The sequence below is a fragment of the Dyadobacter sp. 3J3 genome, assembly GCF_009801115.1.
Lineage (GTDB): Bacteria > Bacteroidota > Bacteroidia > Cytophagales > Spirosomataceae > Dyadobacter.
Genome location: NZ_VTOL01000020.1, coordinates 1 through 14223, shown reverse-complemented (window position 1 = coordinate 14223; position 14223 = coordinate 1). Strand labels below are relative to the sequence as shown.

Here is a 14223-nt window from a genome sequence, read left to right as displayed (position 1 = left end):
CTTTTAGATTGATAGGTGTCGGTGATGTAACGTTTACAAATGTAATAAATCAAATTAATATTATGCAAGCATACTAATTTTGTCGCAATAAAAAACGCATCAGGTTTTTTATTGCCCGATGCGTCTGATTTTGATTATTTCTCGCTGATCAGTTTGTCCATCAACTGATTAAAGTCCGCCACAAATTCATCATAATATTTACCCGTTCCCGGACCAGAGAAACCTGTATGTATTTCTCTTACTTTTCCCTTTTTATCAACAAAAATTGTCGTTGGATAGGACATTACCTTGTTCAGCATGGGCAACGCTTTTGCTGTTGCTTCGTTGGTATTAGTACCAGCCAGCAAAATTGGATACGCTATTCCAAACCGACTAACCATTCTTTTAAGCTTCGGAGCAGAAACTGCTAAATCCGCGGAATGCTCAAAAGCAAGCCCGATAACTTCAACTCCGCGGTCTTTATTCTTTTTGTACCAAGGCGCTATGAAATTGGTTTCATCCATGCAATTCGGACACCAGGAACCCATAAGCTGAATAATGACAGGTTTTCCTTTAAAACGCGGGTCGTTAAATGAAAGCGGTTTCCCGTCTGCATCGGGAAAAGTAAAATCTATTGTTTCCAAACCTGGTTTCAAATAAGTCAATTTCGTAGCATGCGGCAATTTTGCGTTTTCATTCAAAATGGAAGTGAACGTTTTGTAGCCTTTAATTCCGGACCACATTGCACCTTTTAAAACACCATCTTTTAAAATGGCTGCCTTGATCAGATATGCATTTGAGCCGTCGAAAGTAGATAAATACAAACTATCGCCCTTCACATTTCCCGACAGAAAACGGTAATCGCCGGTTGGGGTTAAAAAGGAACCTTCAACAATACTTCCTTTCTGTGTAAAATTACCAACGGCTTCGGTTGAATCTTTGGTTACCTCATTTTTAAAAATCGTGGCATATTTTCCGGCAACATTTTTTACGCCCTCAAGTGCTTCTTCTTTGAAAAAACGATAATTTGTTCCGAAAGTAGCCTGGAAGGGTAACGAACCTGTTACGGTTTTCCCATCCAGTCTTTTATAAAGGCCGGTTAATTTTTCACCATCGACCAACGCCGTGATTTCAGAATCAAAAAGCTCCATCGGAATGTGCAGGGAATCTTTTTCAAAAAACGCACTATCCAATTTCAGACGTTCATTTCCGTTAACCGAATAAACGGTATAAGTTTTACCATCAGCGTTTTGCACGATGTCCAGAATGAACGGAAGTGTTTGTCCGTCACGGCTTAAAGTAGCGCGCCAGGTTCCGGGTTTCACTGAAGAATCTGCGGAAGACTGACAGCCCCAGAGACTTACAACGGCAAAAAACATAATAATCAATTTTATTGCTCTCATATTCAATTTATTAATATAGAATTACAGGTGTAACAAGAAAATTAAATCCCTCCTTAAACACAACTCGTACCATTGAAAATTGCTAAGTTTGTAACGGCCTGTTGGCAAGAAATAGTTCCTATCTACGTTGCTTTTAATAAATGGATCTTCCAAGTACATATCATGAACCTGTAATGCTGTCCGAATGTCTGGATGGATTGAATATTCGTCCTGACGGAACCTACGTAGATGTTACGTTTGGTGGAGGAGGGCATTCACGGGCGATTTTAGAAAAATTAACAACGGGCCGTCTTTTGGTTTTTGACCAGGATCCTGATGCTGTGGCTAATGCAGCGGAATGGAAAGATGATCCGAGATTTACCTTTATAGCTGCTAATTTCAGACACATTAAACGATATTTGAAATTACATAAAGCTGAAAAAGTAGATGGCATTTTGGCCGATCTTGGTGTTTCGTCGCATCAGATCAATACCCCTGAGCGTGGATTTTCAACCCGTTTTGATGCGGATCTGGATATGCGGATGAACCCGAGCAATGAAAAAACGGCGCGGGAAGTTTTAAATGTTCGTTCGGCTACGGAATTGCAATCTATTTTGAGCCGCTATGGAGAAGTAACAAATGCCCGTACGGCTGCGGAAGCAATCTTTTCATCGAGACATAATGCGCCGATTGAAACCATTAATGACCTGAAAGGAATATTGATGCGTTATGCGCCGAAACATCGTGAAAATAAATATTTTGCTCAGGTTTTTCAGGCACTTCGGATTGAGGTTAACGATGAAATGAAAGTGCTTGAAGAGTTTTTAATGCAGGTCCCGGAAATATTAAATCCTGGCGGAAGGCTTGTCGTCATGTCATATCATTCTCTGGAAGACAGGCCTGTCAAAAATTTCATTCAAAAAGGAAAATTTGACGGAGAAGTTGAAAAAGATTTTTATGGCAATGAATTGAAACCGCTTAAAAGTATTACACGAAAACCGATTGAAGCAACACCGGAAGAAGTAGCCAGAAATCCACGGGCAAGAAGTGCGAAATTGAGAATCGCAGAGTTGCCGCTTGTTTAAAATAATACGTTTCTGTCTTCTATAATATATAAAGGTTCAGCAGATTCCGTTTCTAAAATCCCGAAGGGATGACAGTATTATAGAAAGACATCGCCCCTGAACGGATTTCCAAACCCCAACGGGGTGGCATAATTCAGAATACTAAGACCTAATTTTTGACAAATGATTTTTAATAACACATACTGTTGTAAAAAACATGGCTGAGAATAAAAGACGACCAAAACCAACACCTGACAAACCGCCAAAACAACGGCGGGAATATAGTTTGTTCAATTGGTTGAACAAATTTTTTCCGCTGGATAAGGTTTTTGGTGAAAAATTGCCGGGAAAAGAAGAGCGGGTTCCTGTGAAATATTTCTATTATTTCGGTTGGATCGTGATTCTTTTGGTGATTTATGAAAGAATCGGTTTTCAGTCTGAAGAGTATGTCAGAAGCAGTATCAAATTAAAAAAAGAGGTAGAAGATTTACGGGCGGAATACACTTCTATCCAGGCTGAATATGAGAAAAGCGGAAAACAATCCGTTGTAATTGAAAAAGTAAAACCGGACGGTTTGGAAGAAAACCTGAACCCGCCAAAGAAAATTATCATTAGAAAAGAATAATACACTTCATTCCATTATTGTAACATCGGTATGAAAAGCGATACAGACAGCGGCCAGAATAACAAAAAAGCACTGATTTACCGGGCCCGCATAGTAGCCTTGTTTTTGATTGTTTTTGCTATCATGGTTTTCGGAAAACTTATTCAGGTTCAGTATTATGCCAAATTTAAAGGCAAAACATGGGCGGAATATGCCGAAAAAAATGACTTGAAACTGGATACAATTCCGGCCATGCGCGGAAGTATTTTTTCGAGCGACGGCAGTTTGCTGGCCACTTCATTACCTTATTACTATGTTGGATTTGACACCAAAGTGGCCGATTCAACTTATTTTTATGATAATGTCGATCAGCTTGCCCGGCTGTTGGTCAAAAATTTTGGTGAAAATACTTTTGATGGTTACAGAGATAAAATGATCCGGTACCGGAAAAGCAGAAGTAAACGGTATTTAAGATTAAAAAATAAGGAAATTGGTTACCTGGAACGTGAAAAAGTAAAAGAATGGCCATTCTTCGCCCGCGCAAAAAAGGGTGGGGGAGGAAAGTTTGAAATGATCTACAAACGTTACAAACCTTTCAGTCCAATGGCTGACCGAACCATTGGCGGAACGGATCCTAAAAGCGGCCGTGGATATATTGGTATTGAAGCAAGTTTTGACAAAAAACTGGAAGGAAAAGATGGAATAAACTGGGTTGAACTGGTAGAAGGCGGAATAAAAATTCCTGTGGGTGACAATTTAAATATTCAGCCGGAAACGGGAAAAGATATCTATACAACGCTGGATATGACTTTTCAGGATATGGCAGAAATTGCGCTGAGAAGAAAATTAACCGAATCACAGGCCGATTTCGGTTGTGTTATCGTCATGGAAGTAGCCACGGGTGAAATCCGTGCTATGGCGAATTTGACCAAACGGCCGGACGATAAATACGAAGAAGTTTTTAATTATGCATTAGCTGGCAGTACCGATCCGGGATCGACTTTCAAGCTGCCAACCATGATGGCGCTTTTGGAAGAAACCAAAATGGATCCGAATAAAGTGACGGTTAATACAGGCAAAGGCTCCATTCGTTTCAGGGGACTTTCCATTAATGATTCCAAACGAGGCGGACATGGTATTTTGACAGCCGCCCAGGTTTTTGAAAAATCGTCTAACATTGGTGTCCATTTGCTAATGCAGCGTTATTTTTTCTCCAAACCGGATAAATATCTTGGGTATCTGAAACAATTCCACTTGACGGAACCGACGGGAATTCATATGAAAGGAGAAAATCCTCCTTATATCAAAAACCGCTCTTCAAAGCAATGGAACAATTATTCGTTGACTTTTATGTCGTACGGATATGAAATGCGGATGACGCCGTTGCAGACGCTTGCGATGTACAATGCCGTGGCAAATGATGGCTATTGGGTGAGACCAATGGTGGTAAGGGAAATCCGCAGTGCAGAAAAAGTAGAGGATAAAATCCTGCCCTATGTTTCAGAAAAGCCGATTTGTTCACCTGAAACTTTGCGCAAAATAAAGATTATGCTGGAAGGTGTGGTGGAACATGGTTCAGCAAAAAATATCAAATCAGACCTTTACAGAATAGCCGGAAAAACCGGAACTGCTCAGAAATTGATTAACGGAATTCATACGGCCGGGAAATATTACACTTCTTTTGCAGGTTATTTTCCTGCCAATAAGCCTAAATACAGCTGTATTGTCATTATTGATACCCCTCGCGGTGCCAAGGAAAATTACCAGCTTTATGCGGGAAGTGTGGCTGCACCGGTTTTCAAAGAAGTTGCCGACAGGATTTATGCTCATGATGTAAGTATACAGAAAACCCAAAAAGATACGACCAGCGGTGAAGACAAACTGGTGAAATGGGCGGGTAGAACATCTGATTTAAAAGTAATTGGCGAGGAATTAAAACTTGCCGCACTTCCGGAAGATTCAGAGGAATATACTTCGGGTTCGGTCATTGCCAGAAATAAAACAAAATGGAAATCACGGAATATTGAATCAAAAGATGTTCCGGATTTGCAGGGAATGCCGATGCGCGATGCCTTATATATTTTGGAAAATAAAGGTTTCCGGGTAACCTTTAAAGGTTCCGGGAAAGTCGTGGACCAATCACTTCCTCCCGGCAGCAATAAAAGCGGACTTAAAACGATCCTGTTAACATTACAGTAAAATCCATTTATGGAAAGTATTCAAAAATCAATTCATAGCTTAGTCAGTGGCATTTCAGATGTGGTTATTCACGGATCTGAAAATGTTGTTGTCAACAAAATTATAATCGATTCACGCCGGATTATGCCAGGAAATTTATTTGTGGCATTAAGAGGCACGCAGGTAGACGGGCACCAGTTTATGGACATCGCGGCTGATCTGGGAGCTTTTGCGATTCTTTGTGAAGAGTTACCGAAAACTTTGCGGGAAGGAATTTCCTATATTCAGGTTATTGACTCGGCCGAGGCGATGGGCTACATTGCTGCTTCGTTTTATGATCAACCATCAAAAAAAGTAACGCTTATCGGTGTTACAGGTACCAACGGAAAAACCTCGGTAGCCACTTTCCTTTTTCAGCTTTTCCGCGCTTTAGGTTACCGTTGCGGCTTGTTATCAACGGTTCAAAACCAGATTGAAGACGAAGTCATTCCTTCCACCCATACGACGCCTGACGCTGTTGCGCTTAATGAACTTCTGGCTTTAATGCTTGAAAAAGGCTGTTCTCATGTTTTTATGGAAGTGAGCTCTCATTCCGTAGCGCAACACAGGATTACGGGTTTGAAATTCGCCGGTGGGATTTTTACCAATATTACCCACGATCATCTCGATTTTCATAAAACATTTGATAATTACATCAAAGCAAAAAAAGGGTTTTTCGATCAATTGCCGAAAAGCGCTTTTGCCCTTGTCAACATTGACGATCGTCGTGGTTCGGTGATGGTGCAAAATACCAAAGCGCGGATAGAAACGTATTCACTGCAAACCGTAGCAACGTATCATGGAAAAATCCTTTCGGATACGCTTACAGGTATGCATATGGAAATCAATAATCATGAAGTCTGGTTTCGGGTAATTGGTCGTTTTAATGCTTATAATTTGCTTTCCGTATATGGTGCTGCCGTGGCACTTGGAGAAATGCCGGAAGAAGTTTTGACCGCACTTTCCAATCTGAGCCCCCCTCCGGGAAGATTTGAACAAATTCATTCGGCTGATAATATTGTGGGTATTGTGGACTATGCCCACACGCCGGATGCTCTGGAAAATGTACTTCAAACCATTGCCCATCTGCGTCATGGGAATGAACAGGTGATTACGATTGTAGGTTGCGGTGGAAATCGTGATGCTGAGAAAAGACCGAAAATGGCAGAAATCGCTTGTAATTTGAGTACAAGGGTAATTCTTACTTCTGACAATCCGCGCTATGAAGATCCACAGGATATTCTTGACCAGATGTTAAAAGGTGTTCCGCCTTTGAAATATAAAAATACGACTGTCATTCCCGATCGACATGAAGCGATTCTTAAAGCGGTGGCAGAAGCTAATCCTGAAGATATTATTCTGATAGCAGGAAAAGGCCATGAAACTTATCAGGATATCCAAGGTGTGAAACATGATTTTGATGACAGACAGGTATTAAGAGAGGCTTTTTTAAATTTTCATTCCCAAAAAGAATAAAAATACAGGCCTCCATTGCGTATCCTGCAAGAAAAAGGCAACTTTGCAAGTGCTAATCACGATTTTACATGCTTTATTACCTATTCGAATACCTCGACAAGCAATTTAATATACCCGGAGCCGGCGTATTTCAATATATTTCTTTCCGTGCACTTGGGGCAACGGTGTTATCGCTTCTTATAGCGGCCACGTATGGAAAATGGATTATCAATTTTCTACGCAGGCAACAGGTAGGAGAATCCATCCGTGATCTGGGTTTGGAAGGACAAATGGAAAAATCAGGAACGCCAACCATGGGAGGGTTTATTATCCTGGCTTCGCTACTAATTCCTGTGCTTTTATTCGCAAAGCTTACTAACGTTTATATTGTTTTGTTGATCATAACAGCTATATGGACCGGGATGATCGGTTTTGTTGATGATTATCTTAAAAAATTTAAAAACAATAAAGAAGGACTTCACGGAAGATTTAAAATTGTCGGCCAGGTTGGGCTTGGATTGATTGTTGGATTAACACTTTCTTTCAACGACCACGTTAAAATCAGGATTTACGATCAACCTTTATTGAGCTCTTCGCTTGGTGAGGTGCAGCGTTACCGGGATATTGTTCATCCCATGGTAACAACACTTCCATTTTCGAAAAACAATGAATTTGACTACCGGACTTTGCTTTTTGGCTGGCTTCCGGAAGAATATACCTGGGTGATTTATACCATAATAGCCATCTTTATTATTACTGCTGTTTCAAACGGAGCCAATATTACAGATGGAATTGACGGTCTTGCTGCCGGTATTTCAGGAATTATTGCGCTTACATTAGGCGTACTGGCCTATCTTTCAGGCAATACCAAATTCTCTCAGTATCTGAACATCATGTACATTCCAAATTCGGGAGAGCTCGTGATTTTTTGTGCGGCATTTGTCGGGGCCTGTGTCGGGTTTCTCTGGTACAATGCATATCCGGCCCAGGTTTTTATGGGTGATACAGGAAGTCTCATGCTCGGAGGTGTCATTGCAGTTGTAGCGCTTGCGATCCGTAAAGAACTTATGATCCCCATTTTATGTGGGGTTTTCCTTTCGGAATTGGTATCCGTCATTATGCAAGTCAGCTATTTTAAATATACCAAAAAGAAGTTTGGAGAAGGCAGGCGAATATTACTGATGTCTCCGCTCCATCACCATTACCAGAAAAAAGGTATACACGAAGCAAAAATAGTAACCCGTTTCTGGGTTGTAGGAATTATTCTGGCAATTTTTACACTTGCAACTTTGAAATTGAGATAAAATAAACGAGCCCGTCGGAAAATCCGGCGGGCTCGTTTATCTTTATATCTATCTTCCAACCGCCTCGCTATATCGTCTTGGATCATATCCTTTCGCAAATAGCGGATATTGATCAAAAATTCTCCTTACGACACTTCGGTAATGATTATTTGAGTTATCAACACCTTTAAAAATACCGGAAGCATAACCTCTCCACACCACCTGATCACTCTCAGCATCAATCAAAGAAACGATTAATGTTCCCTTATCCAAGGCATATTTTATCGGCTCATACCGGAAGCCATCATTTTCAGTATCCACCCAGTTTTTGATAACCGGCTGCATATAACCCTGATATCGAAGGTTATCATAGAAAATACCATAATTCACTAATAATGTAGGTTTTTCAGCAGTAAGTTTGTAGCCTCTTACTTGCATCTGGCGACGAATGGCCTCGTAAATTTCTGTACAAAGATTGTTGGTATCCCGCTCACATTCCAGAAACGTATAGGAAGAATAATCTTTAAAATTTGTTTCATAACTGTAGTCGTGTTCAACAAACACTTTACGACCACCCGAGCAACCCGCTAACATCAATATCACTAATAAAGCGGCATAAGGTTTAATAGACTTCAGCATAAGCAATTCATTTTGTCAGGTTATAAATAGATATTATTCACTCTAATTTTGAAAACCCACTAATCAATAGCTTATGCCGTCCTGTCACCAGATCTACCCCATATAATAAGCTACTGCTTTACGCATTTCCGGAACAGAAACCACAATGTCATACGCACATTTGCCAGCTCCTTCCAGAAGAGAAAAGCGAACTTCGCTTCCTCTGTTCTTTTTGTCTTGTCGTGTCAACGCAATAATTGCCTCAACGTCCGACTCTTTAATCATTACTCTGCCATATGTAGCAAAGATAAATTCTTCAATATCAATCAACGTTTTCTGATCAATAAGACCTCTTTTATAGGAAAGGCAACTTTCCATGACCATACCTACGGCAATTGCTTCTCCGTGATATAATCTTTCATTTTCACTTTTTCCAAGGAAATACGTTTCAACAGCATGCCCAAGTGTATGTCCAAAATTCAAAATCTTTCTTAATCCTTTTTCAGTCGGATCCTGATTTACAATTTCCTGTTTGATCTTTACTGAATGTGCAATAAGATCTTCCCAATTCTGTTCTTCAAAATCATTCTGACGTATCACTTTCCATTTGTCTGCATCTGCAATCAGGCAATGCTTGATAACTTCAGCAAAGCCTGAACGTATTTCTCTTTCAGGCAAAGTTTTAAGAAAAAACGGATCAATTAATACACTTTTTGGAATATTAAAAACACCTAAATGATTTTTAAAACCCTGAAAATCAATTCCCAATTTCCCTCCAACACTGGCGTCAACCTGTGAAAGCAAGGTCGTCGGTATCTGTATAAAATCTATTCCACGTTTGTAAACTGCTGCACAAAACCCTCCCATATCCCCTATCACACCACCTCCGATATTGATCACCAAGGCATGTCTGTCAAGCTCTCCGGCGGTCATGGATTCCCAAATGGTTTCACATGTAGCCAATACTTTATGCTTTTCACCGCTTGGCACTGTCACAAGTTTATGTTTCCCCAAAAGAGGCTTTATCAATGAATAACAATACTTGCGGGTGTTGTTATCTGCTATTACAAATACTTTTGAATACTGCCCGGAATTAATAAACTCTGGTAAACTTTCAGTAATGGGTGCTAAAACTACGGACTGAGTCATTCTAATAATTTCAATAAAATACAATGCTCATCAAATATACGATGACGAGCGGCTAATGGATGCGTGGAAATTTAAATAATTTAATATATAATTTCGAAAATATTGGTTTAAGGTATAAAATATTGGGTTGAAAGTCAAAAAAAGAATGATTTGTATACTCATCATTTTTACAAAAGTTACTCCATATCCCTGAAAGACCTTTTTTCTCTGCCAAATTTAAGAGCCAGCGTTACAATATGTGCGTTCAGCCCGTTGGATCTGTGAAAATAAGTATAACGCAAATTTAACTCATCGAAAGAAATTCTCTTTGTTAAATATTGAGATGGAAGAAATCTCAGATTTAGACCGGGCTTATATGTTTGGAAAGAGGACAGATCATAATCCGAGGTATAATACTTCTCCGCTATACTGTGTTGTTTGTAAGGCTTGAAATATTCAGAACCAGACTGTTTATAATATCTAAAAAATGGTGCAATAGTCCATTGCGGAGAAAGTTTCACGGCCGCTTCCAGTTCAATACTGTTGCCAAGTATGTCAAAACTATCCCAATAAAAACCGTAGTTCAGTTTCAGGATTGTCCGGCTGCCCATGAAATAATTTAATCGTACACTTACCGGAAATTTAAAACGATCTCCCGGCAAATTTTCTACTTTCAGCGAATCATTATTGAAATAAACCCGGTGAAAAGAAGTTGAAAGCAATCCTTTTTGATAGGCAAATTCCGGAAAAATACCGAGCACGAGGCGCGGATTTATACTTTGGGTGAAACCGAGTTTGAAATTATAAGAATCCCGCCGGTAATTGTCAAACCACTTTTTATATCTGAGCTCAACGGGATAAATTAATTTTACAGCATGATAATAATCCGGATCGAGTCGTCCCCACCTTAAATCATCAAAATAAGCCTGTAAATCAATAGAAAAAGTTCTGGTCTTTGTAGGATTAACATAGTCCGCCGAAAGGAAAAACGGAATTGACATATAGTCGGACTCAATAGAAAAACCGGAACCGATTCCCAGTCTGATATCTTTCTTTTTTAATTGGCGCTGATAATTCAGTGTCCCATAAGACCGCGTGTCTCTTATGGATGCAGACGACATCACGAAATCGATATTATCAACTGACGCAGAACTGATTACGTCCGCACCACCAATAAAACGAATCGTATTAAATTCTTTGAAAGTATGAGCAATCCGCACGGAAGGAGAATAAACCGTCATTTTCTCGGTACCAATTCCACCGGTCACAGCCGAGTTATGTCCGTCCTGAATATAATGGGAATAAACGACTTCAATATCGGTTTTTGAGACAGTACTTTTTTGATACGTACTATCAAAAGATTGCGCTTTCGCTTTTAATAAAAATACACTTAGTAATCCTGCCAGTAAAAAATTTCTTTTCATAATATGCTAATTACATCCGCAGCCGCCACTCGATTTTGTGCCCGCAGCCGGTGTATCACCTTCGCGGATACTTTCTACGTATTCCTCAAATTTCTTCCCGGAATTGCTTCCCATCTGCATTTCCGGATCATTGAGGTACACACGTTGATACGGTTTTACAGCCTTGCAGCCGAATCCACCAAGTAGCAGCATGACGCCAAAAATCCAGGTATATAATTTATTGCTCCGCATATTTAAAGTTAAGGTTTCGTGAGGGAAACACTTCATTTTTGTCATTAATTATCAAGCAATGTGTTTGCGGCAATTGATTTATAAAATACAGGCCTACCTCAACGCCCATGACATAAACGGCCGTAGCAAGTGCATCACACAATTCAGCTCCGGGACTTATTACCGTTACGCTTTTAATACCACTGACAGGCCTTCCATTTCTCGGATCAATGTTATGCGAATACCGCTTTCCTTTATGCATAAAAAACTGCTCATAGTCCCCGGAAGTTGCGATAGACGCATTTTCTATTGGTAAATAACATAAAACTTCATTGGAAGAATCCGGATTGGCAATACCAATCTGCCAAGGTTTTTCTTCCGACTTTTTGCCAATGACTGTTAGATCTCCGCTTGCATTGATTACACCATGCTGAACGCCTTTTGCCAGCCACAACTGTTTCACTTTATCCGCCGCATAACCTTTCCCGACTGCTGCAAAGCTAATGTGCATTCCCTTCTTTTTTAGAAAAATAAAATTATCATTCAAAAAGGAAATTTTTTGAGAACCAATGAGCGAAACCGTCTTTTTTACCGAATGTTTTTCAGGATAAACAAATTCCTCATTCTTGAAATTATATAATTTTTTCAGCGGCCCGACTGTGATATCAAAAGCGCCTTGTGTCAGATTTGAAATGTTAACACAGCGTTTGATCAGTTCATACACTTCTGTATCAACCCGCACCGGTTTTAGTCCTGCATTTATATTGAGCTGAGAGGTAAAAGACGATTCGTCAAATTCCGTTAGCAAACTTTCCAAACGCTTGATTTCATCTCTTCCTTCCTGTAAAAGTTCTTCCGCTTTCGACTTGTCTTCATCAACAATGATCAGTTCAAAAGCCGATCCCATCAACTTTTCGACTAACCGGAACTCACTCATTTAAGCGCTGTAAACGATTTTTCAATTCGTTTACAAATTCCTGTGGTGTTTGATTTGAATACTCGATAATTTCAGAATGTGAGCCGTTTGGAGAAATCAGTACCAGATTTGGGAAAACCCCTTTGGGATTATATTTTTCTGCCAAAGCTTCATTTTGCTCGATAACATCTTTCGGAAGTTTTATTCTTTGCGGAAAATCTGCAACCACAACATCCAGATTCTCATTGGCAAATGTTTCAAAAGCAGGATCGCTCAAAACCTTCTTTCTAAACTGAATACAGCCTTTACACCAGTCAGACCCTGAAAAAACTATAAATTTCGTTTTCTCAGTAACTACATTTTTTGTTGTAGGAATAATCGGTTGCGTCAAACTTTCCGTTGAAAACGGTATAAATATATTTGTAAAAAAAACTAAGACCAGTGAAATCATATTTGTCAGGAGTTAAGGTCATTCTTTTCAAACAGCGAATGGGCGAGTAAGTTCCCATTATTGAAACGTCTTTTTTTAAAATCAACGTATACGAATTGTATCTAAAAAGATCGTACTCAAAACATTCTTTACGGAAAAAATTCTATCAACAGTTGCGTGCCGACAATCAATTATTATCTTTTGCCACCTACCTTCCTGTTTATTTTGTAAAATTGCGGTTCCTTTGGCTTTGGAAGAAAAGACCTCAGGTGTGAATCTGTTTCTATCATTTTTAAAAATATATCTCTTTCATGAGTGCTGCACTTATTTCCGGAATTCAGCAAGTTGGTCTTGGCGTTCAAAATGTACCTGAAGCATGGCAATGGTACTGCCGTATTCTGGGTTTTGATGTTCCCGTTTTTGACGACAAGGCAGAAGCTCCTTTAATGACTCCCTATACCGGAGGCACTGTTCATCAGCGACATGCAGCATTGGCATTGAATTTAGCGGGCGGTGGCGGATTGGAAATATGGTCATTTACAAGTCGCGTTTCCCAACCTTCAAATTTCAAACTTGAACTGGGGGATTTGGGAATTAATGCCATCCGCTTCAAAGCACCGGATGTAAAAAAAGCACATGAATGGGTAAAATCGCAGTCAAAAGAAGCTGTTGGGCCGCTGGTAACGCTTCCGGAAGGAGAAGGTTTTTGGGGAAATGATCCTTACGGAAATATTTTCCAGATCACCAGTGATACTTCCTGGTTCCAGAATACCGGAAAACCACTTGGCGGGGTAGCGGGAGTTGTTGTGGGCGTTTCTGATGTTCATAAATCAATTTTATTCTATCAGACACTGATTCAAAATCTGGATGTGGTTTATGACAAAACCGGTGTTTTTGATGATTTGCCAACTTCTATTTCCGGACAACGTTTCCGTCGCGTTTTACTTCGTAAAAACTTTACAGAAGAAGGTGCTTTCAGCCGTTTATTAGGAAATATTCAGATCGAATTAATTCAAGCACTGGACCGCACACCTAAAAAACTTTTCGAAAACCGATACTGGGGGGATTGCGGTTATATTCATTTGTGTTTTGACGCGCTGGATCTTGCAACGTTAAAAACAAAGGTCCAGGCGCAAGGTTATCCATTTACTGTGGACAGCGAATCTTCCTTTGGTATGGAATCGGCAGCTGGCCGTTTTGCTTATGTGGAAGATCCGGATGGTACTTTGATCGAAATGGTAGAAACACACAAACTTCCGATTCTGAAAAAAATAGGCTGGTTTTTAGACATACAAAAAAGAAAACATCAAAAACCGCTGCCAGATTGGATGCTCAAAATGATGGGGCTTAACAGGGTCAAAAATTAACTAAAAATTTTGCCACGAGTACACGAATTTTCACAAATTTATTCGTGTACTATTCGTGCATTCGTGGCAAAGATAATTTTTTAAAGATATCTCTACCAATATCCGTTTCCCAACCCGCTCAATCAATGATGAGACTGAACACGGTC

The 14223-nt window shown here is 39.8% G+C and carries 13 protein-coding genes; 6 read left to right on the top strand and 7 right to left on the bottom strand.

Annotated elements, in window-relative coordinates; all coding sequences use genetic code 11:
* Positions 1-134: 134 nt before the first annotated feature.
* A complete protein-coding gene (locus FZF08_RS28275) occupies positions 135-1382 on the bottom strand; it encodes a TlpA disulfide reductase family protein (RefSeq protein WP_159477084.1) in 1248 nt (415 codons plus the stop codon).
* A 140-nt stretch (positions 1383-1522) separates the two neighbouring features.
* On the opposite strand from FZF08_RS28275, the gene rsmH reads away from it, so the two are divergent.
* The 5 genes from rsmH to mraY all read left to right on the top strand — a co-directional run bounded on the left by rsmH (position 1523) and on the right by mraY (position 8005).
* Positions 1523-2446, top strand: coding sequence for a 16S rRNA (cytosine(1402)-N(4))-methyltransferase RsmH (gene rsmH / locus FZF08_RS28270; RefSeq protein WP_159477082.1), 924 nt, complete (start codon positions 1523-1525; stop codon positions 2444-2446).
* Positions 2447-2642: 196 nt separating this feature from the next.
* Positions 2643-3050, top strand: a complete 408-nt coding sequence (locus tag FZF08_RS28265) for an FtsL-like putative cell division protein (protein ID WP_159477080.1) — start codon at positions 2643-2645, stop codon at positions 3048-3050.
* A 30-nt stretch (positions 3051-3080) separates the two neighbouring features.
* A complete protein-coding gene (locus FZF08_RS28260) occupies positions 3081-5228 on the top strand; it encodes a penicillin-binding protein (protein WP_159477078.1) in 2148 nt (715 codons plus the stop codon).
* Positions 5229-5237: 9 nt separating this feature from the next.
* Positions 5238-6722, top strand: coding sequence for a UDP-N-acetylmuramoyl-L-alanyl-D-glutamate--2,6-diaminopimelate ligase (locus FZF08_RS28255; protein ID WP_159477076.1), 1485 nt, complete (start codon positions 5238-5240; stop codon positions 6720-6722).
* A gap of 68 nt (positions 6723-6790) precedes the next feature.
* Positions 6791-8005, top strand: coding sequence for a phospho-N-acetylmuramoyl-pentapeptide-transferase (gene mraY / locus FZF08_RS28250; protein ID WP_159477074.1), 1215 nt, complete (start codon positions 6791-6793; stop codon positions 8003-8005).
* A gap of 48 nt (positions 8006-8053) precedes the next feature.
* Here the strand turns inward: mraY and FZF08_RS28245 are convergent, their stop codons facing one another.
* The 6 genes from FZF08_RS28245 to FZF08_RS28220 form a co-directional block, all read right to left on the bottom strand.
* Positions 8054-8629: a DUF4136 domain-containing protein gene (locus FZF08_RS28245; protein ID WP_137341099.1), complete on the bottom strand. Its 576-nt coding sequence runs from the start codon at positions 8627-8629 to the stop codon at positions 8054-8056.
* 87 nt (positions 8630-8716) lie between these two features.
* Positions 8717-9751: a 3-dehydroquinate synthase gene (gene aroB, locus FZF08_RS28240; RefSeq protein ID WP_159477072.1), complete on the bottom strand. Its 1035-nt coding sequence runs from the start codon at positions 9749-9751 to the stop codon at positions 8717-8719.
* 176 nt (positions 9752-9927) lie between these two features.
* On the bottom strand, positions 9928-11154 hold the full coding sequence (locus tag FZF08_RS28235) for a DUF3570 domain-containing protein (RefSeq protein ID WP_159477070.1): 1227 nt from the start codon (positions 11152-11154) through the stop codon (positions 9928-9930).
* A gap of 6 nt (positions 11155-11160) precedes the next feature.
* Positions 11161-11385, bottom strand: coding sequence for a DUF4266 domain-containing protein (locus FZF08_RS28230; protein WP_159477068.1), 225 nt, complete (start codon positions 11383-11385; stop codon positions 11161-11163).
* Entirely contained in the window at positions 11372-12301 is a 930-nt protein-coding gene (locus FZF08_RS28225) for an FAD:protein FMN transferase (RefSeq protein ID WP_159477066.1), read from the bottom strand. The genes FZF08_RS28230 and FZF08_RS28225 overlap by 14 nt, the downstream gene beginning before the upstream one ends.
* Positions 12294-12731 (bottom strand): thioredoxin family protein, encoded by a 438-nt coding sequence (locus FZF08_RS28220; RefSeq protein ID WP_159477064.1) that lies wholly within the window; start codon positions 12729-12731, stop codon positions 12294-12296. Before FZF08_RS28220 ends, FZF08_RS28225 begins: the two co-directional genes overlap by 8 nt.
* Before the next feature lie 290 nt (positions 12732-13021).
* Here FZF08_RS28220 and FZF08_RS28215 point away from each other — a divergent pair, with 290 nt between their 5' ends.
* Positions 13022-14077 carry a VOC family protein gene (locus FZF08_RS28215; RefSeq protein WP_159477062.1) on the top strand — a complete coding sequence of 352 codons (1056 nt, stop codon included), beginning with the start codon at positions 13022-13024 and terminating at the stop codon, positions 14075-14077.
* Positions 14078-14223: the final 146 nt, after the last annotated feature.